Source organism: Mycobacterium sp. MFM001, assembly GCF_003402475.1.
In the GTDB taxonomy this organism is placed as follows: domain Bacteria; phylum Actinomycetota; class Actinomycetes; order Mycobacteriales; family Mycobacteriaceae; genus Mycobacterium.
In genome coordinates this window covers 211,723-232,928 of record NZ_BFAB01000003.1, presented here as the reverse complement: position 1 = coordinate 232,928, position 21,206 = coordinate 211,723, and the positions used below count along the sequence as shown (strand labels likewise).

The following is a 21,206-nucleotide window of genomic DNA, read 5'->3' as shown; positions in this document are numbered from 1 at the left end:
GGTGGGATGATGTCGTGGCATGACGGCACCTTCCGCCCCGGCCGACCTGCCGGACGTCCACTTGCGCCCCGGCACCCCCTTCGGCGTGTACGTGCATGTGCCGTTTTGCCTGACGCGCTGCGGATACTGCGACTTCAACACCTACACCCCGGCGGAGCTGGGCGGGGTCAACCCCGACGCGTGGCTGCGGGTGCTGGGCTCCGAGCTCGAGCTGGCGGCCGCGCGGCTCGGCGGCCCGGCGGCGGACACCGTGTTCGTCGGCGGCGGGACGCCGTCGCTGCTGGGCAGCGAGCGGCTGTGCACGCTGCTCGAGATGGTGCGCCAGCAGTTCGGTCTCGCCCCGGACGCCGAGGTCACCACCGAGGCCAACCCCGAGTCGACGTCGCCTGAACTCTTCGAGGCGCTGCGCGCGGCGGGCTATACCCGGGTATCGCTGGGCATGCAGTCGGTGGCGCCGCGGGTGCTGGCGACGCTGGACCGGGTGCACTCGCCGGGGCGGGCGGCGGCCGCAGCCGGTGAGGCGCTGGCGGCCGGCTTCGAGCACGTCAACCTCGACCTGATCTACGGCACGCCGGGCGAAACCGACGACGACGTGTGCCGGTCGGTGGACGTCGCGATCGACGCCGGCGCCGACCATGTGTCGGCCTATTCGCTGATCGTCGAGGACGGCACGGCGCTGGCCCGGCGGATCCGACGCGGGGAGCTGGCCGCTCCCGACGACGACGTGTTGGCTCACCGCTACGAGCTGGTCGACGAGCGGCTGCGCGGAGCAGGTTTCGACTGGTACGAGGTGTCCAACTGGAGCCGTCCGGGCGGGCAGTGCCGGCACAACATCGGCTACTGGGACGGCGGGCAGTGGTGGGGCGCCGGACCGGGAGCGCACAGCTTCGTCGGCGCGACTCGCTGGTGGAATGTCAAGCACCCCAACACCTATGCGCAGCGGCTGGCCGACGCGGCGCTGCCGGTGGCCGGCTTCGAGCAACTCGACGCCGACGCCCTGCACACCGAAGAGGTCATGCTGCGCGTTCGGATCCGCGACGGGCTGCCACTGGACCTGTTGGACGCCGGGGAGCGGGAGCGCGCCGCGGTCGCCGTCGGCGACGGCCTGCTGGCGCGCGAGGGTGAGCGGCTGGTGCTCACCGACCGCGGACGGCTGCTCGCCGACGCGCTGGTGCGCACGCTGCTCGACTAGAAAAGCGGCACCGAGGGGTCCACCTCGATGCCGAACCCGCGCAGATGGTGGTCGATGATCAGCCACGCCTGGGCGGTGAGCCGGTCGATGAGCTGCTCGCGAGTGCCGACCGGACGGCTCAGCCAGCGCAGCACCGACGCGTCGACCAGCCCGATCAGCGCGACCAGAGTCGCCTCGGCGGCGTCGGGATCCGCGGCGAAGCGCGGGAAGTAGCGCGCCCCGGCCGCGGCGAGTTCGGCGGCGAAGTCGCTGCGGCCGACCCGCTGCCGCTGTGAGTTGCGCTGATAACCCTGGCTGACGAGGAACCGGTACAGGTTCGGGTGGAGATCTGCCCAGTTGACCTGCGCGGCGATCGGCGCCCGAATCACGTCGAGCGGGGCCCCGGAAAGGTCAAGGCCGCCGCGGATCTCGGCGCGCAGCTCCTGATACGCGCTGCGGGCCAGCGCGAGGTCGAGGTCCTCCTTGGAAGAGAAGTGCCGGTAGACGTTGGGGCGGGCCAGCCCGGCGTGCTGCGCGATCTGGCCGGTCAACGCGCTGGGGCCGTGCTCCTCGATGGCTGCTCGTGCGGCCGCCAGGATCTGCTCGCGCCGCTCCGACGGCGCGGAATCCCCGCCGCGTCGAGACGACCCCGGAATCCGGGTGGCCACCAGTCCACTTTATCGAGATTGAGCCTGGCCAACCGCTGATACGCAATGTATCGTCGGACCGCGATACGCCTCGTATCACATTGCCGAGCGAAGGACATCTGACGAGATACGCAGCCGCACTTGCCTTTCGGAGATCAGCATGAGTCAGCCGATCAATGCGACGTTGGACGCGTTCGTCCGGGTCGCGGCATGGTATTTCGCGAACCCGCCCTCCACCTGGTGCATTGCCCGCCACCCCGCCGGCTGGTGCGTCACCGCCGCCGACGGCACCTACATCAGCTCGCACCGGACCAAACGCGACGCCGTCGCCAACCTGACGGAGGGCCCTTACGCGCGAGCCCATTACGCCACGCTGGACTGGTACCTGGGCTACTCGATCGATCCGACGATGCGGCCGCTCAGCGACGCCGAACGCGCCGCCGTCGACGAGATCCTGTCCTGGGCCCGGTATTAAGCGTCGAAGCAAACCACGCTGCGCGCCCCGTGCCCGGCGGCCATGTCGGTGAACGCCGTTTCGACGTCGTCGATGCCGATCCGTCGCGTCACCAGAGCTTCGAGGTCTAGCCGGCCGCGGCGTGCCAGCGCGGCCAGCGTCGGGATGTCGCGCGCCGGATCGCTGCCGCCGTAGACACAGCCGCGAATTGTCTTGCCGTCGGCCATCATTGACAGCGCGGGAAAGCTCACGGTCTCGTCGATGCCGGCCGCGCCCACCACCGTGACTGTGCCGCCGCGGCGGGCGGCGTCGTAGGCGGCTCGGATGGTGGCCGGCTTGCCAACCACTTCGATCGCATGGTCGACGCCGTCGCCGCCGGTCAGCTCGCGCACCGCGGTGACCAGATCCGCGGCGTCGACGGTGTCGGTAGCGCCGTTGGCCGTCGCGGCCGGCAGCTGGCCGGCCACGCGGTCGGCGGCGATGATCGGCGCCGCGCCCGTGAGCCGAGCGCCCTGGATCGCGGCCAAACCGACGCCGCCGCAACCGATTACCAGCACGCTCTGGCCGGGCCGGACCACCGCGGTGCGCAGCACCGCGCCGACGCCGGTGATTACTGCGCAGCCCAGCAGCGCCGCGTGGTCGAGGCGGAGCGACGGGTCGACGGGCACCGCCGCGGCTGCCGGCAGCAGTGTCTCCTCGGCAAGTGTGCCCGCACCCATCGCCGGCCACACCGGGCCGGCGCCGTCACGCGCGTACGGCTCGCCGAAGGCGTGGTCGAGGCCGTGCGCGCAGAGCTGGGCATCGCCGCGCAAGCAGTACCAGCATGATCGGCACGGCACGTTCCAGGTGAGTACGACGTGATCGCCCGGCGCGACGCTGCCGACGCCGTCGCCGACCTCGGTGACGATTCCCGCGCCCTCGTGGCCGAGCGTGCACGGCAACAGGGCGGGCATGCCGCCGTCGCGCACCGACAGATCGGTATGGCAGACACCGCTGGCGGCAAGCCGCACCCGCACCTCGTGGCTCGCGATCGGTCGCAGCGTGAGTTCGTCAACCGCGGCGGGTTGTCCGACCTGACGCAGCACAAGCGCCCGCATAGCGACCTACGATTGCGACACGACCGCACCAGGTCAAGGAGGCAGCGCGATGCTCACCATTGACGGCGAGGCGCAACCCGGCGCGGCCACCTACCCGGTGCACAATCCGGCGCGCCCGGCCGAGGTCGTCGGGGACGCCCCGGCGGCCGACCTCGAGCAGCTCGATGCGGCGGTGCGCGCGGCGCGACGGGCGGCACCCGGCTGGCGCGCGCTGGACATTGGTGAGCGGGTCGCGGCCATTACCGCGGCGGCGTCAAAGGCCGCCGAGCAGCTGACCGCCCAGGACGGTGCCCGGCTGTACACCCGCGAACACGGCAAGGTGTTGTCGGAAGCCCGCTTCGAAATCGACACCGCGCCGGTCCTGGCAGCGCTGCTCGGCTCGATGGCCGAGAGCGCGCTGACACCCGAGCGCATCGACTCGCAACAGCCCTACCCCCGGCTGCACCGCGAGCCGTATGGTGTTGCGGCGCTTGTTCTTCCGTTCAATTGGCCGCTGGCGCTGACGATGACCAAGCTGTCCTCGGCGCTGGTTGCCGGCAACACCGCCGTCGTCAAGGTGCCGCCGACTTGTCCGCTGGCCGCGTTGCAGCTCGGCGCGGCGTTCGCCGCGGCGCTGCCACCGGGAGTGGTGAACGTGCTCGCCGGCCCGGGCAGCGAACTGGCGCAGGCGCTGGTCACCCATCCGGGCATCGACGTGATCTCGCTGACCGGCGGGGTGGCCACCGGGCGTGCGGTGATGGCGGCCGCCGCGCCTCGGCTCACCCCGGTGCTGCTCGAGCTCGGCGGCAACGACGCCGCGATCGTCGGCCCGGACCTCGAGATCAGCGACGAGCTCGTCGAGCGCCTGGTGACCGCGACCTACACCACCGGCGGTCAGGTCTGCATGGCGATCAAACGGCTGTACGCGCCGGCCGGTCGGGTCGACGAGCTGGCCGACGCGGTGCTGGCGCGCTGCGAGCGGGAGGTGGTCGGCGACGGCCTGGCCGAGGAGACCACGCTGGGGCCGCTGCACACCGCCGCCGGGCGCGATCGGGTGCACACGCTGGTTGCCGACGCCGACGCGCAGGGTGCGACGGTCCGCAGCGCCGGACGCATCCGGGAGGCCGACGCCGAGGCCGGCGGCTACTTCGTACTGCCCACGGTCGTCACGGAGTTGGCGCCCGATGCGGCGCTGGCCACCGAGGAGCAGTTCGGCCCGGTGCTGCCGATCTTCGGCTACCACAGCGTCGACGACGCGGTGGACGCCGCGAACGCCACCGATTTCGGGCTCACCGCGTCGGTCTGGACCGGCGACGACGCGCTGGCCGACCGCGTCGCCGCCCAGTTGGTCGCGGGCACGGTCAGCGTCAACTGCCACGGCATGGCCGCGCAGGATCCGCGGCTGCCGTTCGGCGGCGTGGGGCAGTCCGGGCTGGGCCGCGAGCTCGGGGTCGAGGGCATCCGGGCGTTCACCCAGCCGCGCGCATTCGTCCGCCATCCGGCGCCGCGGTAGCGATTACGGCGCGGTTACTTGCGCTGAGCGACGATTATCGCGCCGAAATCGTCAATCTTGCTTTCATTGCATAGATAGCATTGACAGCCGCAAAAACCCGTCGTTAGCTTCAGGTATGGCGCTGCTGCCGGACCCGGCTCCGCGCGAGCGACGGCACGTGGTGATCTCGGTCGACGACCACGTCATCGAGCCGCCCGACATGTTCGAAGGGCGACTGCCCACCGCATTGGCCGACCGGGCGCCGCGAATCGTCGAAACCGACGACGGGCGCCAGATGTGGCGCTACGAGGACTGCGACTACCCCAACGTCGGGCTCAACGCGGTGGTCGGACGGCCGCCGGAGGAATGGAGCATGGAGCCGGCCCGCTTCGACGAAATGCGCCGTGGCTGTTGGGATATCAAAGCGCGCATCTACGACATGGATCTGGCCGGGATCTGGGCGTCGCTGAACTTCCCGTCGCTGATCGCCGGATTCTCCGGCACCGTGTTCTGGAAGAGCGAAGACCCCGAGTTGGGTCTGGCGGTGCTACGGGCCTGGAACGAGTGGCATCTGGAAGTCTGGGCCGGTAGCTTCCCGGAGCGCATCATTCCGCTGCAACTGCCATGGCTGGCCGATCCGCAGCTGGCCGCCGACGAAATCCGCGCGAACGCCGCCCGCGGCTTCAAAGCGGTCAGCTTCCCTGAGCTGCCCGCCCAATGCGGGCTGCCCAGTCTGCACAGCGGGGTGTGGGATCCGTTTTTCGCCGCGTGCGAGGAGACCGGCACCGTCGTGTGCCTGCACACCGGATCGGCCCAGTGGGCACCAATTCCCGCGCCGGACACGCCATTCGAGACCATCACCACGCTGTTCCCCGTCAACGCTCTGGTTGCCTGCGCCGACATGCTGTGGTCGGGAATCCCGGTGCGATTCCCGCGGCTGAACATCACGCTGGCCGAGGGCGGGCTCGGGTGGGCGGCGATGCTGGGCGACCGCGCCGACTATGTGCTGGCCCACTCGGCGTCCGGACACGAGGGCGGCGCGTGGACGAGCGACCTGCTGCCCAGCGAGGTGCTGCGGCGCAACTTCTGGTTCTGTTCGATCGACGACCCGCACGCATTCGGCGCGCTTGACGCGATCGGCGCCGAGCGCATCCTGGTGGAAAGCGACTACCCCCACGCAGATTCGACGTGGCCGGACACCCAGGACGTGATCGCGCGCAATGTTGCCGGGCTGTCCGCCGACGACGCCGCCCGCATCACGCACCGCAACGCGGCGGAGCTGTTCCGCCACCCCTTACCGGAGAACGGCTGGCTGACATGCTCGACCTGCTGATCCGCGACGCCGAGATCGTCGACGGCACTGGAACGCCCGCCCGCCGCGGGGACGTCGGCGTCAAGGACGGGCGCATCGTCGCGGTGGGGGAGACCGACGATCTGTCGTCGAAAACCGTTGATGCGCGAGGCCAGACGCTGGCGCCCGGTTTTGTCGACCTGCATACCCACTACGACGCGCAACTGTTCTGGGATCCGACCGCGAGCCCGTCGCTGCAGCATGGCGTCACGACGGTGTTCGGCGGCAACTGCGGATTCACGCTGGCGCCCGCAGCCCCGGAGCAGCGCGACTACCTCACCCGGATGCTGGCGCGGGTCGAGGGCATGCCGTTGGACGCGCTGCGGGCCGGATTGGACTGGCAGTGGTCGTCGTTCGGCGACTGGCTCACGCGGCTCGAGGGCCGTACCGCGGTGAATGCCGGCTTCCTCGTTGGACATTCGGCGTTGCGGCTGGCGGCGATGGGTGACGAGGCGGTCGGAGGCACAGCGACGCCGCACCAGGTCGAGCGGATGGTTGCGTTGCTCGAAGAGGCCTTACGTTCTGGGGCCCTGGGGTTTTCGACGTCGCAGTCGCACACCCACAACGACGGCGCCGGGCAGCCGGTGCCGTCACGCAGCGCATCACGCGACGAGCTGGTGGCACTGGCCGGTGGGCTCCGCACTCACCCGGGCACCACGCTGGAGGCGATCATCCCGGGCTGCTTGTCGGGATTCACCGACGACGACATCGCGCTGCTCACCGACATGTCGCGGGCCGCCGACCGGCCGCTGAACTGGAATGTGCTGGGAGTGTCGGCGGCCAACCCGGCCGGCCACAAGCATCAGTTGCGGGCATCGGATGTGGCCGCCGAGCGGGGTGGACGGGTCGTCGCGCTCACCCTGCCGCACGCGATGAAGATCCGGCTGTCGTTCCTGACCGGCTTTGTGCTCGACGGGCTGCCCGGCTGGCGCGACACGATGCACCTACCGGTGCCCGACAGGCTCAAGGCGCTCGCAGACCCCGAGGTCCGCCGCCGCCTCGACGCCGGCGCGCAATCCGAGGAGGCTGGGATTCTGCGCGGGCTGTCGCAGTGGGAGCGGCTGATCATCGTCGAAACGTTTGCACCCGAAAATGCCGACGCGACAGGGCTTTCCGTGGGCGAGGTGGCAGCCGCGCGGAGGTCGGAGCCGTTCGACACGCTGTGCGACATCGTGATCGCCGACGAGCTGCGCACCGGACTCACCCCGCCGGGGAGCGGCGACGACGCCGCCGACTGGCGGGCACGCGCCGAGGTGTGGCGGCACCGCGACGCGGTCATCGGCGGTTCGGACGCCGGGGCGCATCTGGATATGATGTGCGGCGCGATCTACACGACATCGCTGCTCGGCCAAGGGGTTCGGGAGCATCAGGTGGTGACGCTCGAGAAGGCGGTGCGGCTGATCACCGACGTGCCGGCCCGGCTGTACGGGCTGACCTGCCGCGGCCGGATTGCGCCGGGCTGGTACGCCGACCTGGTGCTGTTCGACCCCGCGACCGTCGACCATGGGCCCGAGCGCACCCGCTACGACCTACCGGCCGGCGCGCCACGCCTGGTCGCCGATGCGCAAGGCATCAGCTCGGTGCTGGTCGCCGGGGTCGAGGTGTGCCGCGACGGGATGGCCACCGGAGCGATGCCCGGAACCGTGCTGCGGTCCGGCCGTGACACCGAAACGGTGACGGCGTCATGACCATCGACGAGTTCGACCCCGCCGAGCTGCAGGGTGGCCTGCTCAAGCAAGTCGAGAACGTGCACGAGCGGCTCCGCGAGGCACGCGCCAAACACCGGGTCATGGTCGGCAACCCGTTCAGCGAAACCTCCAGCCAGACACTGGGTTCCGCGGGCGTGACGGTATTGGGATACGACGAGTGCCAGACAGTGCTCACCCATCCCGACACGTTCTCCTCCTCGATCTACGAGCAGATCATGGGCCCGGTCATGGGCCGCACCTTGCTCGAACTCGAAGGCGCAGAGCACCGGGCCAGCCGCGCGCTGGTATCGCCGTCGTTCCGCTCGGCGCTGCTCGAGCGGTGGCGCAGCGAGCTGGTAGAGGTCGTCGTGCACGAGCTCATCGACCGCTTCGCTCCGCGCGGGCGGGCTGAGCTGGCCCGCGAGTTCACCTTCGCTTTCCCGGTTCAGGTCATCGCCCGCATGATGGGCTTGCCGCGCCAGGACTACCTGCGCTTCCAGCGGCTGTCGATCGAGCTGCTCAACGTGGTCTATGACTGGGAGTGCGGGATCGCGGCATCGGCGGAACTGAAGTCGTACTTCGCGGAAATCCTTGCCGCGCGGCGCCGTAACCCGCAGGACGACCTGATCAGCACGTTGGCCGAATCCGAGATCGACGGCGCCCGCCTGTCCGACGACGAGATCTTCGCGTTCCTGCTGCTGATCCTGCCCGCCGGAGTCGAGACGACGTACCGCGCCTCGGGCAATCTGCTGGTCGGCCTGCTCACCGAGCCTGCGCCGGCGACGATGCAGAGCGAAGCGATGAGGAGGAGCGGCGCAATTGAGTCCCCGCCGGCGACGATGCAGAGCGAAGCGATGAGGAGGAGCGGCGCAATTGAGTCCCCGCTGTGGGAGGCGGTACGCGCCGACCGCGGCCTGGTTCATGGAGCCATCGAGGAAGCGCTGCGCTGGGAGCCGCCGATCACCACGGTGATGCGCAGAGCGGCGCACGACTGCGAGCTGAGCGGGGTCGCCATTCCGGCCGGAACGAACGTCAGCGTCAGCGTCGCCGCCGCCAACCGCGACCCGGCGCGCTACCCGGACCCCGACCGGTTCGACCCGGCCCGCACGAACATCACCCACCTGACGTTCGGCGGCGGCCCGCACCTGTGTCTGGGGATGCACCTGGCAAGGATGGAATCCACCGTCGCGATCAACGCGCTGCTCGACCGGCTGCCGGATCTGCGGCTGGATCCCGACGCACCGCCGCCGCACGTGGTCGGGGTGGCATTCCGGTCCCCGGCGGCACTGCCGGTGCAGTTCTAGGCGGACGCCTTTTTGAGCCCCGCGCCCTTGACCCGGTGCGTCACCGAACCCCACGCTGACGGCGAATAGTGCGTCGTGACTTCCTCGAATCCGTCCACCCGAGAAACTGTGAGCACGCCGGTGTCGTGGTTGATCGAGAGCTTGTCGCCGTCGCTGGCATGCACTTCTTCACCGTCGAGGAGGCGGATGATGAACACGGCGGTTGCCCCTCTCTGTCTTCGTGATTGGCGTTGGTCGCGGATCTGATCTGGTTGGGCTGCCCGTGATGCTAGGAACGGCCCCCTTCTGGACGAGATCCACTGCGGGACTGGGGACTGAACGTTGCGCAAACGTTCAGTGACCAACCAATCACAGTCGGGGTCGGGCCGCCCGACGCGTGAAGAGCGCACCGGCAGTCGCAGGGAGGACTGAACGGCGTGCTCAGGGCCGGTATGGCGGTCGTCGCAGGTATTTAAAGTCAGCGCTACCCGAAGTGCCGCGCTGGTGGCCGGGCTCGTTGTCGGCCCGGAGATGCCCACCCGTGGATAGGTTAGGCTACATTTACTAACCGTGACCGAGGTCAGTGTCGAGACAAGTCCCGCAGGCGCCCCGTCACTGTCGTTTCGGCTACCCCCCGGAATCGCCCCGGCCGACCTGGCCGCCGAGCTGGTTGCGGCGCTGCCCGAGCGCGACGGGGAGGAATACCTGCTCTACGAGCACGACGGCCAATGGGTGCTGGCCATCGGTGTGCTGGCCATGGTCGAGCTGGATCGCGACGAGCTGCGCGTCATCCGCGACGGTGTCACCCAGCGCCAGAGGTGGACCGGGCGGCCGGGACCGGTTCTCGGCGAGGCTGTCGACCGGCTCCTGCTGGAAACCGAGCAGGCCTTCGGCTGGGTCGCCTTCGAATTCGGCGCCTACCGTTTCGGGCTGCAAGACCGCCTCGCACCGCACACCCCGCTGGCGCGGGTGTTCTGGCCGCGCACGCGCATCGTCGTCACGCCTGAGGCGGTGCGGGTGTCCGACGCCGACGAGCGTCAACGCGAGACGGTCGACCGGCTGCTGCGCGGTGGGCTGCCGGACATCCCGTCGGCGTCGGCGATCGACGTGGCCGTCGACGCCACCGGCTATCACGATCGGGTTGCCGCGGCCATCGGCGAGATCGCGACCGGCAAGTACCACAAGGTGATCCTGTCCCGGTGCGTCGACGTGCCATTCAAACTCGACTTCCCGTCCACGTACCGGCTGGGCCGTCGGCACAACACGCCGGCACGGTCATTTCTGTTGCGGCTCGGCGGTGTTCGGGCCGTGGGTTACAGCCCGGAACTGGTGACGGCGGTACACCGCGACGGCGCGGTGATCACCGAGCCGCTGGCCGGCACCCGGGCGCTGGGCCGCGGCGCGGCGTGCGACGGCCAGGCCCGCGTCGACCTCGAGTCGAACTCCAAAGAGATTGTCGAGCATGCTATTTCGGTGCGCAGCTCGCTGTCGGAGATCAGCGAGGTGGCAACGCCGGGCAGCGCAGTGATCAGCGATTTCATGACCGTGCGGGAGCGGGGCAGCGTGCAGCACCTGGGCTCGACGGTCCGCGCGCGGCTCGACACGTCGAAAGACCGGATGGACGCCTTGGAGACACTGTTCCCCGCGGTCACCGCGTCGGGCATTCCCAAGGCCGCGAGCGTCGACGCGATCCTGCGTCTCGACGAGAGTCCGCGCGACCTGTATTCCGGTGCGGTGGTGATGTTTTCGGCCGACGGCGGACTTGACGCGGCGCTGACCCTGCGGGCGGCCTACGAACGCGACGGGCGAACGTGGTTACGCGCCGGGGCGGGCATCATCGAGGCGTCGCAGCCCGACCGCGAGTTCGAGGAAACCTGCGAGAAGCTGACCACGCTGGCACCGTATTTGGTGCCGCGTTGATGCTCGTCATCACTGAGGCCACCACTGTGCGACGAGCCGGGAAATCTCGATATACAGCGGGATCCCGATCGTGACGTTGTAGGAGAACGTCAACCCCAGTGACGCGGCCAGCGGGAGCGTCGGGCTGGCCTCCGGAATAGCCAGACGCTGCACCGCGGGAACCGCAATATACGACGCCGCGCCGCAGAGCACCGCGAACAAGATGTACGTGCCCGGCTTGAATTCGGTGTGGGTGAGGTGCGCGTAGCTGTGAGCGGTGATGATGCCGAGTGTGGCGAAGAGGTTGGGCGCCAGCAGGCCGAAGAAGATGAACCCGGGCCCTGCCGCTTTGAGGTCCTTGAGTCTGCGCGAGGCCGTCATGCCCATCTCGAGCAAGAACAGGCACAGCGCGCCCTGGAAGGCCGTCACGAACACGCTGTCGTCGTCGTGCACAACCTTGGCGCCCTGCAACCGACTGACCAAGCCGATCACGATGCCGCCGAAGAGAAGATAGAGCCCCGGATTGAGCAGGACCTCTCTGAGCAGTTTGCCGGTGGCCATGCGCGGCGTTGCGACGTCCTCAGAGAGATCGTCGGGATGCTGGGTCTCGATCGCCCGTTCGCGCGTCTCGAGGTTGTCGCCGTGAGCCGGCCGGGCGGCCGCCCCGGGGCCGAGTCTGACTGGCGAGGTGTACCCGGGCTCGCCCGGCATATTGCCCGCGGCGTCCATGGCCTTGTGGCGCAGTCGAGCGGCCAGGTACAGCGCGACCAGGCAGCCGGGCACCTCCATGACGGCCAGCATGACCGGCATGAATCCGTTGAACGCCATTCCCACGGTGCCCAGGACACCGATGCAGGTCGCGAAGGTTCCCGCCGAGTCCGACCCGTAGTAACCCGCGACGGTCGCCTTGTCGATCCGCCGCATTGACGTCATGCGGTTCAGCAGCTGGTAGGCGAGCAGACCTATCACGAAGTTCAGCGCGAAGCCCAGGACGATGAATCCCGCGATGTTGGCGACGCTCGATGCCTGAATCGTGGCGAGCTCTTCACCCCCGTGCCAGCCGATGGCCAGCAGCAGGTACATCGTCAGGCCCTGGTAGATCACGTAGGGAAATTCGAACTCCACCTTGAGAATTGGGATGAGGAACCCGAGATAAAAGAACAGCAGCAGCGGCTTGAACAGGTTATGGGTGAAGTTCTGCCAGAACTCGAGGAGCATTAAGGTCTCTCCCTAATATGGGCGCGGCGGCGGGCGCGTGACCCGCCGCATGGCGCTAAGAGCATAAACAGGTCAAGCTGGGGATTAGCTTGGGGCTGCGCTCCGCAAGAATGAACCTTTTGTCAAGATTGAATGACCGAGTCCTCACTGGCCGCCGACTTTTCCATGTAGTCGGAAAGGATGCTGCTGACCAGCGATTCGATGGTCGACTCGATCGACGACGCGAGAGTCGCCGTCACCGATGCGACGGCCTGCGTGCGGAACCGCACCAACATCGTGATCAATTCGGCGATTTCGGTGTCGGCGGGCAGGGCCTCGCCGGGTTTGACGCGGTCGGCGACATGCTCGGCGCCCGCCCGCACCAGCAATTCGCTGATCTGGTCGATCAGCGGAACGATCTGCTCGTGCAGATCGATCAGCTTGTCCATGTTCACGCCGTAGCCACGGATCTCGTTGAACGCCTCGATCAGTTTCGGCCGGGTGATCGTGGCCTGTGCGCCGTCTACCCGAATCACCCCCAGCCCCATCAGCCGATCGAATGCCGCCGCGTCGCCGATCAGCCGCTGCGCGTCGGAAAGCGGTATGGTTTCCGGCTTTTCGGTGGTCCAGGTGCCGACGATCGCGGTCTCCAGGCCCAGCACGTCGCCGAGGTTCTTGCCCTCTTCCCAGGCGCTGAGCATCTCCCGCACGTGCGCAATGTTGTATCCGCGGTCGAGCATCGAGGTGATCAACCGCAGCCGGGTCAGGTGGGTGTCGTTGAACAGCGCGATCCGGCCCACGCGCACGGGCGGCGGCAACAGCCCGCGGTCGCGGTAGACCCTAATGTTGCGGGTGGTGGTCCCGGCCAGCCGGGCCAGGTCGTCGATGCGGTACTCCCCGGAGACGGGGGAGCCCTGCGGGTGACGGACCGCCGCGTCGAACAGTTGCGACACAGCGGTTTCGATGACTTCCCGCGACTGCCGGCGAACGCGCTTGGGCGCGCGCCGCAGATTGGCCAGCACGCCCGCGATCGTGCCGGTCTCTGTTCGTGGCGGTCGGTCCGGAGCCATCAGGCCGATGAGCTGACCCGGACATCGGCGGCACGCGCGGCCGCGTCATAGTCGACGAACTGGAAATGCCGCATCTGTCGAAGATACTGCGTGGCGAATCCCGGGTACATCGACGCGTTGAAACCATCCTTGGTGAGATACCAACTGCGGCATCCCGACATCCAGGTCGTCCTGGTCAGCCGCTTCTGGATGCGTTGGTTGTATCGGCGCTGGACGTCGGCGCGCACGTCGAGGTAGCGCAGGTCGCCCTCGAGGATGGTGGTGATGCCGCGCACCGCGTAGTCGAGCTGACCTTCGATGTAGACCAGCAGCGAGTTGTGGCCCGGTCCGGAGTTGGGGCCGGTCATGAAGAACAGGTTCGGGTAGCCGTGGGCGTTGATGCTCTTGTAAGCCTGTGCGCCGTTGGCCCATTCGGAGGCCAGCGACCGGCCGCCAAGCCCGGTGACGGGGAACGGCGGACCGGTCAGGTGCACGTCGTAGCCGGTGGCGAACACGATGCAGTCCAGGTGGTGCTCGACGCCGTCGCTGGTGCGGATACCGGCCGGGCTCAGCGTCGCGATCGGCCAGTCGATCAGCTTGCAGTTATCGCGTTGCAGCGCAGGGTAGTAATCGCTGGAGACCAGCATGCGTTTGCAGCCCGGCGCAAAGTCGGGAGTCAGCTGTCGGCGCAACCACGGATCCTTGACCGCCAGCCGCAGATGGGCCTTGCCCAGCCGCGCCACCATCGACGTCAGCGGGGTGTTCCACACCAGCGCGGTGGCGCTGGCCTCGTGACCCCAGAACAACGCCTGCCGTGCAACCTGTTGGGCCGCAGGCACTTTCGCAAACAGCGTTTGGACCGCCGGCGGCGTGGCGACGTCGAGGCGCGGCAGCACCCAGCCCGGCGTGCGCTGGAACACCTTGACGAACTCGGCTCGCTTGACGAGTTCGGGGATGATCTGGATGGCGCTGGCGCCCGTGCCGATCACGGCGACCCGCTTGCCGGTGAAGTCGTAGTCGTGATCCCAGCGCGCACTGTGGATCTTGTGCCCGCGGTAGGAGTCGAGACCGCGGATGTCGGGAAAGCTGGAATCCGGCAACGGGCCCGACGCCAGGATCACGGTGCGAGCCCGAAATCGCTTGCGCCCTGCCGTGGTTGCAGTCCACACCCCGGCATCCTCGTCGAACGACAACCCGTTGACCTCCTGGCCGAACCGGATCCGCCGGTGGATGTCGAATCGGGTCGCCATGTCTTCGATGTGGCGGCGGATCTCCTCGGCGGGGGAGTAGGTCCGCGACCAGCTCGGGTTCTTGACGAACGAGAACGAGTACAACAGCGACGGGATGTCGCAGCTGGCACCGGGATAGGTGGTGTCACGCCAGGTTCCGCCCACCCGGTCGCTGCGCTCGAGGATGACGAAATCCTGCACACCCGCCTCGGCCAGTTTGATCGCGGCGCCCAGGCCGGTAAAACCGGCGCCGACGATCAGTGTCGCATGAGTGTCGTTGCGTGCCATGGGTTATGCCGCCGGCTCGTAGGTCAGCTCTTTGAACCAGCTGGGCACCGGTTTGAGCAGCGGCCGGGGATAGCGATCGGACAGCCACACCATGGAGTTGGCCAGCAGATGGTACGGGTGGCGCGGGTTGACCACCATCGCGGCGTGCCGCTTGAGGACCTGATAGGTCGGGACCCGCCAGGTGTATTCGCCGCGCTCACCGAGCTGCTTGAAGCGTTTGACCGCGTTGTAAAGCCGCTCGGGTTCCATGCCCATGTCGTCCATCTCGTTGCGCACCCGGTTGAGCAGCGGCAGATACATCAGTGCGCCGATGATCAGTCCCGGCGAGGCGACGTTGCCGACGAAGTCGATTGCCAGCCTGCGTGCCTTGGCGTGGCCGATCATGTTGAGCACTTCGAAGTCGACTGCGAGGTGCCGTGATTCGTCGTTGTTGATCTTTTCGAACACCTGGTGGCAGACCGGATCCTCGACCTCGTCGAGCAGGAATTTCAGCAGTGCGCCGTCGAGCGCGACCTCCAGCATCGGTATCACGGTGCCCAGGATCGACAGCGACATTCCGTCGGCGTAGGTGTCCAGCCACTGCATGGCCAACCGAATGTTGACGTTCGGTTCGGGCATTTCGCCGTCGTCGAGCATGCCCCAGCGCTTCATCAGCGCCAGCTCGGCGTTGGCGTGGCGTTGCTCCTCGGCGTGGAAATACCGGTAGATCTCGGCGATCGTCTGGTTGGGCGCCTTCTTCGCGAGGGCCGCGAATCCGCGCGCGCCGATGTTCTCGATCCAGCACAGGTCAGCCATGAATGCCTTGAGCTTGGGCCGGAATTCGTCGCTGATCGTTTCGGCACCCGGCGCGTCCCAGTCGATGTCGGCGAGCGCCCACTGCCGGTCTTTGATCTTGGCCAGCATCGTGTCCATGTCGATGGCCATGGGATTCTCCTTCTTTGAGACGTGTCAGTGCGGTGCGACACGGGATATCAGGCCGACCGCCCGGGTATATGCGCCCGGGGCGAGGCGTTTGATGTTCCAGCCGATCTTGGCGTCCCACTGCGGCATGCAGTACAGGTCGCCGCGGTCGTGGGCGTCCAGGCAGATGCGCGCGACCTTTTCCGGCGAAAAGCCGGTCCAGCGCATCAGTCTCGCGGCCAATTCGGTGGATTCGGCGGTGATTCGGCCGGATTCGACGATGTTGGTCTTGACGAAGGTGGGGCACAGCACCGTGACGTTGACTCCGCTGCCCGACAATTCGGCCGCCAGCGTTTCCGACAGCGAGAGCACACCCGCCTTGCTGACGTTGTAGGCGGCCATGCCGGGGGCGGCGCCGAATGCCGCAGCCGACGCGACGTTGATGATCCCGCGCGGCGGTTTCGACGGTTCGGCCTCCCGCAGGATCGGGGCGAACACATGGCAGCCGTGGATCGGCCCCCACAGATTGACGCCCAGCGTCCAGCGCCAATCGTCAAGGGAGACTTCGCCGATGGGCATCCCACCGGCGCCGACGCCGGCGTTGTTGATCACCAGGCTGGGTGGGCCGCCGAACCAGGATTGCGACTTGGCGGCGAGTTCGGCCACGTCGTCGTATCGGGAGACATCGCAGTGGAGGGGAATGGCGCGACCGCCCTGGGCGGTGATGGCGTCCGACGTTGCGGTGGCGGCGGCTTCGTCGATGTCGCTGCAGACGACGGCACCGCCACGGCGGGCGAGTTCGGCGGCGAACGCCGCACCGATCCCACTGCCGGCACCGGTCACCACCGCCGATGCGCCGTGGCTGGTTTTGGGGGAGTTGCGCAGCAACCGTGTCGCTGCGTCGACCAACGCCGTCATGAAACGAAGTCAATCGCAAATGGTGACATTAGTCAATGGCAACGTTCGCGGCTCTTGCTGTAGATACATATCGTTGGTATGTTCGTACATACAGTATGTATGAATAGGAGGGCCGCATGAGTTCCACGCTCAAAGCCATTGCGAAGGACCGCAGCGCCGTTTTAGAGCTCTGCTCGCAGTTCCCCGATTCGATGTGGGCGCAGAACAGCGGGTGCCCGGGTTGGTCGGTACAGGATCTTGTGTCGCACATGGCATGCAGCTTTTGGTTAGCTGTCGATCCGTCGAAATTGCCTGATCCTGGTGGCCTGCCAGCCGAACGTGCAGCGGACCTCTACGTCAATGCCCGTCGCTCGATGACCCCTGAAGAGGTTGTGGCCGACTATGAGTCGGTCAGCCTGCGGGGACTAGAGATGCTCGCCGCGGTCGAGGGTCAGGATATCGAGATACCAATAGGCGACGTCGGCACGTATCCGGCATCCGTTGTGCCGACCGCGTTCGCCTTCGAGGAGTTCATCCACCTTCGCTACGACTTGTTTGCTCCCGATGGGCCGTTGGAGGGAGACCCTCCGCCGTGCGATGAGCTGCGGCTTGCTCCCACGCTGGAATGGATCGAAGCGGCGCTGCCGCAGCAGAATTCGCAGTTGCTCAACGATCTACAGAACGGCGTCGAGGTGCGCCTGGACGGATTATGCGCGCGGACCCTACGCATTGGCGGCGACGCCGACGTGGCTGCGCGGGTCACGTCTGATTCCCAAGCGTTCGTCCGGTGGGTTACCCAGCGCGGCACCTGGGAAAGTCTGGGAGTTCAGGCAGAAGGGGAGCCGTCAACTCTGGACATCATCCGCCGACTCCGGGTTTTCTGACCGATGCCGACCGCCTTCATACGGTATGTATGAGAGTGCATACCGGTCTATGAAAGGCGAAGGGGCTCATGGCGCAGGGTGGTCGGCGCACACAGGCTGAGCGCGCAGCCGAAACCCGCGACGCGTTAATCAGCGCCGCCCGACCGTTATTCGCGTCATTGGGATTCGCGGAGGCATCCCTGGAAACGATCGTGCGCGACGCCGGAGTAACGCGCGGCGCCCTGTACCACCATTTCGCCGACAAGACCGAGCTGTTCGCGGCGGTGTTCGAGCAGGTGGAAGGGGAGATGGCCGCCCGCATGGGGGAGGCCGTCGCGGCTGCGGGGCAGTCCGATCCGGTCGAGATCATGCGGCTGTGTGCGGGGCTTTGGCTGGACGCATGCGCCGAACCCGAGGTTCAGCGCATTGTCTTGCTCGAGGCGCTGGCGGTGCTGGGCTGGGAACGCTGGAGCGACATCGGCCACCGCTACAACATCGGCTTCGTGACGGCGCTGCTCAGCGACGCCGTCGACTCCGGAAGTATTCCGCCCCAGCCAGTCGAGGCAACTGCCTTGACGATCATGGGGGCCCTGCGTGAGGCGACGCTCTACATTGCCCGCGCAGACGATCAACACCAAGCCCGCGCCGACGCCGGCGCCGTGATGGACAGGCTCCTCGACGCATTGCGCGCCACCGGTGGTCGCTAGCGGTCAGCGAGAAGACGTCAGCTGCCGGGCGATTGCCTTCTTGTCGACCTTGCCGATCGCTGTGGTGGGCAAGGTCGTCATCGCCACCAGCGCGTCGGGCCGGGTGTGCGTTGCCACTCCGCAGTCGTCCAGGTAGCGGTTCAGTTCCGCCAGTGTCACCGACTCGCCAGTGAAAACGACGGCGGCACAGATCTTTTCGCCCAAATATTCATCGGGCAGCGGAACTGCCGCCGCTGCCCGGATCGCCGGGTGGGCGAGCAGGTGCTCCTCGAGATCGGCGGCCGCGACCGTCTCACCGCCGCGGTGGATGACATCTTTGACGCGCCCGGTGACCTCGAGATAACCGTCGGCGCGGCGACGCACCCGGTCGCCGGTGCGGTAGAAGCCATCGGGCGTGAATGACCGATCGTTGGCCGCGTCGTCGCGAAAGTAGCCGTTCAACGTGTAGGGGCCGCGCACCAGCAGCTCGCCCTCCGGTACGTCGGCGCCCGCGTCGTCCACGACCCGCAACTCGTCCGCCTCGCACAGCGGCCGGCCCTGGGTGTTCTCGACGAGCTCGGCCGGGTCGTCGAGGCGGGTGTAGTTGAGCAGCCCCTCGGCCATCCCGAACACCTGCTGCAGTCCCGGCGTCAGGGTGGTGCGGATGTGGCGCGCGTCCTCGGCGGCGAGTTTGGAGCCGCCGACCTGCAGCAGCCGCAACGACGTCGGCGTGACCGGCTCCCACTCGCACGCTTGCGCCCACAGCTTGGCCAGCGCCGGCACCAACGCGGTGACCGTGACGCCGTGGCGGGCGATGGTGGCGAACGCGGACTCGGGGCTGGGATCGGTGGCGAAGAGCGTGGTGGCGCCGACGCTGATCGCGCCGAGCAGGCCGGGGCAGGCCAGCGGAAAGTTGTGCGCGGCAGGCAGCGCCACCAAGTACACGTCATCGCTTGTCAGCCGGCACAGCTCGGCGCTTGCGGTGGCGTTGTAGACGTAGTCGTCGTGGGTGCGGGGGATGAGTTTGGGCAACCCGGTGGTGCCGCCGGACACCAAGAGCAACGCGGGACGTGTTGTGTCGCAGACGATCTCAGGTGGATCACTTTCGGGCAGTTGGGCGAACGACGTGAACGGTCCGGGCTCTCCGTCGACGACGACGTGACGCAGCGCCGGATGCGTCGCGACCAGCTGTTCGGCCATCGCGCGGTAGTCGAATCCGCCCGCGGTGTCGGCGATGATCAAACCGACGGCCTCGCTCACCTGGGCGAAGTGGCTGAGCTCGGTGAAGCGATGCCCCGGCAGACACATCACCGGGATCGCCCCGGCGCGCAGCAGGCCGAAGACCGCGACGGCGAACTGGCACGAGTTGGGCAGGTCGAGCAGCACCCGGTCGCCGGGCGCGATGCCGATCGCGGCAAACCCGCCGGCGGCGGCGTCGACGCGTTTGTCCAGCTCGGCGAACGTGTGGCTGCTGTCGGGATCGGCGACGGCGACGCGGTCCGGCCAGGTCGTCGCGGCCCGGCGCAACAGCGAATCGACGGTCTGGCCGGTCCAATATCCGGCGGCGCGGTAGTGGGCCGCCCGATCCGGCGGGAACGGAACGAATCCGTCCAATGGAAGGGCGACAGGCACTCCGCAACTCCTCCGGGCAACTGTGTTCTGGTCCTGGGACATCGTGTAGCGTACAGAAAGTTAGGGAAGCCTGGGCTAATCAGCGGGGTGCGATTGTGGGTGGTGCTCTCAGATGAGCGGGACACTCGCGATCGTCGGGGCCGGCGCGAAAGCGGTGGCCGTCGCCGCAAAGGCGGCCGCGCTGCGCCAGATGGGCGTCGAGACGGTCGACATCGTGGCGATCGAGCGGTCGGGCGTGGCGGCCAACTGGCGTGCCGGTGGCGGCTGGACGGACGGTCTGCAGCGGCTCGGCACCAGTCCCGAGAAAGACGTCGGCTTCCCGTACCGCTCGACGCTGGTTCCCGGTCGCGACGCCGAGCTCAACGAACGGATGATGCAGTGGAGCTGGCAGTCGTATCTGGTCGCGACTGACCAATTCGTCGGTTGGGTCGACCGGGGCCGGCCGGCGCCGACGCACAACACCTGGGCGCAGTATTTGCGCTGGGTCGCCGATGTGGCCGGCTTGAACGTCATTTACGGCGAATTGGAGAAGATCTCGATCGACGGGTCACGGTGGATGCTGCATACGCACGATTCGCGCCTGCCCGCCGACACTTTGATGATCACCGGCCCGGGCCAGCCGGAGCGGTCCATTCTTTCCGGTGATCCACGTATGTTGTCGATCGCGCAGTTCTGGCAGCGTACCGCGTGCAAGGACCGGATCACCGCCGAGAACGTCGCGGTGATCGGCGGTGGCGAGACCGCGGCGTCCATGCTCAACGAGCTTTCCCACCACCGGGTTTCGGCGATCACGGCCATCTCGCCGCAGGCGACGTTGTTCACCCGCGGCGAGGGCTACTTCGAGAACTCGCTGTTTTCCGATCCCGCGAACTGGCGCAGCCTCACCCTGGCGGAACGGCGCGAGTGCATCGCCCGCACCGACCGCGGAGTTTTCTCCTCGCGTGTTCAGGAGTCGCTGCTTGCCGACGAGCGAATCAAGCATCTGCGCGGGCGCGTCGTTCACGCGGTCGACCGCGACAACCGGATCTGGATCACGTTGCACAACGACCGCGGTGGTGAACGGATCGAGACCGTGCACGGTTTCGACCTGGTAATCGACGGGTCCGGCGCCGACCCGCTCTGGTTTGTGCCGCTGTTGAGTCAGGATGCCGTCGACAGCCTGGAATTGTGGCTGGGCGGACCGCTGACCGGCGAACGGCTGGAGGAGTCCATAGGCCCCGACCTGGCTGTCCGGGGCGCCACTCCGAAATTGGTGCTGCCCAACCTGTCCGGCCTCAACGAGGGTCCGGGTTTCCCCAACCTGAGTTGCCTGGGGCTGCTGTCCGACCGGGTCCTCGGTGCCGAAATCGGTACGACGGAGCCGTCGATGCGGAGAAGCGCCGAGTACCAATCCGTTTAATTGTT

General features: G+C 67.7%; 19 protein-coding genes. 10 read left to right on the top strand and 9 right to left on the bottom strand.

The window, feature by feature from the left end:
• Positions 1 to 19: 19 nt before the first annotated feature.
• Positions 20 to 1,192, top strand: a complete 1,173-nt coding sequence (hemW, locus tag MFM001_RS07345) for a radical SAM family heme chaperone HemW (protein ID WP_116374592.1) — start codon at positions 20 to 22, stop codon at positions 1,190 to 1,192.
• On the opposite strand, the gene MFM001_RS07340 is transcribed toward hemW, so the two are convergent.
• Positions 1,189 to 1,839, bottom strand: coding sequence for a TetR/AcrR family transcriptional regulator (locus tag MFM001_RS07340; RefSeq protein ID WP_238158991.1), 651 nt, complete (start codon positions 1,837 to 1,839; stop codon positions 1,189 to 1,191). The two genes, hemW and MFM001_RS07340, sit on opposite strands and share 4 nt — an antisense overlap.
• Before the next feature lie 139 nt (positions 1,840 to 1,978).
• Here MFM001_RS07340 and MFM001_RS07335 point away from each other — a divergent pair, with 139 nt between their 5' ends.
• Positions 1,979 to 2,293: a hypothetical protein gene (locus tag MFM001_RS07335; protein WP_116374591.1), complete on the top strand. Its 315-nt coding sequence runs from the start codon at positions 1,979 to 1,981 to the stop codon at positions 2,291 to 2,293.
• Here the strand turns inward: MFM001_RS07335 and MFM001_RS07330 are convergent.
• A complete protein-coding gene (locus MFM001_RS07330; protein ID WP_116374590.1) occupies positions 2,290 to 3,369 on the bottom strand; it encodes a Zn-dependent alcohol dehydrogenase in 1,080 nt (359 codons plus the stop codon). The genes MFM001_RS07335 and MFM001_RS07330 overlap by 4 nt on opposite strands.
• A 49-nt stretch (positions 3,370 to 3,418) precedes the next feature.
• On the opposite strand from MFM001_RS07330, the gene MFM001_RS07325 reads away from it, so the two are divergent.
• The 4 genes from MFM001_RS07325 (at position 3,419) to MFM001_RS07310 (ending at position 9,183) form a co-directional block, all read left to right on the top strand.
• Positions 3,419 to 4,861 carry an aldehyde dehydrogenase family protein gene (locus tag MFM001_RS07325; RefSeq protein WP_116374589.1) on the top strand — a complete coding sequence of 481 codons (1,443 nt, stop codon included), beginning with the start codon at positions 3,419 to 3,421 and terminating at the stop codon, positions 4,859 to 4,861.
• 115 nt (positions 4,862 to 4,976) lie between these two features.
• Positions 4,977 to 6,173, top strand: a complete 1,197-nt coding sequence (locus MFM001_RS07320; protein ID WP_116374588.1) for an amidohydrolase family protein — start codon at positions 4,977 to 4,979, stop codon at positions 6,171 to 6,173.
• Positions 6,158 to 7,879: an amidohydrolase family protein gene (locus tag MFM001_RS07315; protein ID WP_116374587.1), complete on the top strand. Its 1,722-nt coding sequence runs from the start codon at positions 6,158 to 6,160 to the stop codon at positions 7,877 to 7,879. Before MFM001_RS07320 ends, MFM001_RS07315 begins: the two co-directional genes overlap by 16 nt.
• A complete protein-coding gene (locus MFM001_RS07310) occupies positions 7,876 to 9,183 on the top strand; it encodes a cytochrome P450 (RefSeq protein WP_116374586.1) in 1,308 nt (435 codons plus the stop codon). The genes MFM001_RS07315 and MFM001_RS07310 overlap by 4 nt, the downstream gene beginning before the upstream one ends.
• On the opposite strand, the gene MFM001_RS07305 is transcribed toward MFM001_RS07310, so the two are convergent.
• On the bottom strand, positions 9,180 to 9,380 hold the full coding sequence (locus tag MFM001_RS07305) for a hypothetical protein (RefSeq protein ID WP_116374585.1): 201 nt from the start codon (positions 9,378 to 9,380) through the stop codon (positions 9,180 to 9,182). The genes MFM001_RS07310 and MFM001_RS07305 overlap by 4 nt on opposite strands.
• Before the next feature lie 352 nt (positions 9,381 to 9,732).
• On the opposite strand from MFM001_RS07305, the gene MFM001_RS07300 reads away from it, so the two are divergent.
• The gene (locus tag MFM001_RS07300) at positions 9,733 to 11,082 is read left to right on the top strand and encodes a salicylate synthase (RefSeq protein WP_116374584.1); all 1,350 of its coding nucleotides are present in this window, start codon (positions 9,733 to 9,735) and stop codon (positions 11,080 to 11,082) included.
• A gap of 9 nt (positions 11,083 to 11,091) precedes the next feature.
• Here the strand turns inward: MFM001_RS07300 and MFM001_RS07295 are convergent, their stop codons facing one another.
• The 5 genes from MFM001_RS07295 to MFM001_RS07275 all read right to left on the bottom strand — a co-directional run bounded on the left by MFM001_RS07295 (position 11,092) and on the right by MFM001_RS07275 (position 16,642).
• Positions 11,092 to 12,279, bottom strand: coding sequence for a sodium-dependent bicarbonate transport family permease (locus MFM001_RS07295; protein WP_116374583.1), 1,188 nt, complete (start codon positions 12,277 to 12,279; stop codon positions 11,092 to 11,094).
• A gap of 122 nt (positions 12,280 to 12,401) precedes the next feature.
• Positions 12,402 to 13,328, bottom strand: coding sequence for a MerR family transcriptional regulator (locus tag MFM001_RS07290; protein ID WP_116374582.1), 927 nt, complete (start codon positions 13,326 to 13,328; stop codon positions 12,402 to 12,404).
• The gene (locus MFM001_RS07285) at positions 13,328 to 14,824 is read right to left on the bottom strand and encodes an NAD(P)/FAD-dependent oxidoreductase (RefSeq protein WP_116374581.1); all 1,497 of its coding nucleotides are present in this window, start codon (positions 14,822 to 14,824) and stop codon (positions 13,328 to 13,330) included. Before MFM001_RS07285 ends, MFM001_RS07290 begins: the two co-directional genes overlap by 1 nt.
• 3 nt (positions 14,825 to 14,827) lie before the next feature.
• Positions 14,828 to 15,748, bottom strand: a complete 921-nt coding sequence (locus tag MFM001_RS07280; protein WP_116374580.1) for a ferritin-like domain-containing protein — start codon at positions 15,746 to 15,748, stop codon at positions 14,828 to 14,830.
• A 24-nt stretch (positions 15,749 to 15,772) separates the two neighbouring features.
• Positions 15,773 to 16,642: an SDR family NAD(P)-dependent oxidoreductase gene (locus tag MFM001_RS07275; protein ID WP_116374579.1), complete on the bottom strand. Its 870-nt coding sequence runs from the start codon at positions 16,640 to 16,642 to the stop codon at positions 15,773 to 15,775.
• Positions 16,643 to 16,758: 116 nt separating this feature from the next.
• Here MFM001_RS07275 and MFM001_RS07270 point away from each other — a divergent pair, with 116 nt between their 5' ends.
• A complete protein-coding gene (locus tag MFM001_RS07270) occupies positions 16,759 to 17,505 on the top strand; it encodes a maleylpyruvate isomerase family mycothiol-dependent enzyme (protein WP_116374578.1) in 747 nt (248 codons plus the stop codon).
• A gap of 68 nt (positions 17,506 to 17,573) precedes the next feature.
• On the top strand, positions 17,574 to 18,191 hold the full coding sequence (locus MFM001_RS07265; RefSeq protein ID WP_116374577.1) for a TetR/AcrR family transcriptional regulator: 618 nt from the start codon (positions 17,574 to 17,576) through the stop codon (positions 18,189 to 18,191).
• A 3-nt stretch (positions 18,192 to 18,194) separates the two neighbouring features.
• On the opposite strand, the gene MFM001_RS07260 is transcribed toward MFM001_RS07265, so the two are convergent.
• Positions 18,195 to 19,844: an AMP-binding protein gene (locus tag MFM001_RS07260; protein ID WP_116374576.1), complete on the bottom strand. Its 1,650-nt coding sequence runs from the start codon at positions 19,842 to 19,844 to the stop codon at positions 18,195 to 18,197.
• 70 nt (positions 19,845 to 19,914) lie between these two features.
• Here MFM001_RS07260 and mbtG point away from each other — a divergent pair, with 70 nt between their 5' ends.
• Positions 19,915 to 21,201: an NADPH-dependent L-lysine N(6)-monooxygenase MbtG gene (gene mbtG / locus MFM001_RS07255; protein WP_116374575.1), complete on the top strand. Its 1,287-nt coding sequence runs from the start codon at positions 19,915 to 19,917 to the stop codon at positions 21,199 to 21,201.
• Positions 21,202 to 21,206 lie beyond the last annotated feature (5 nt).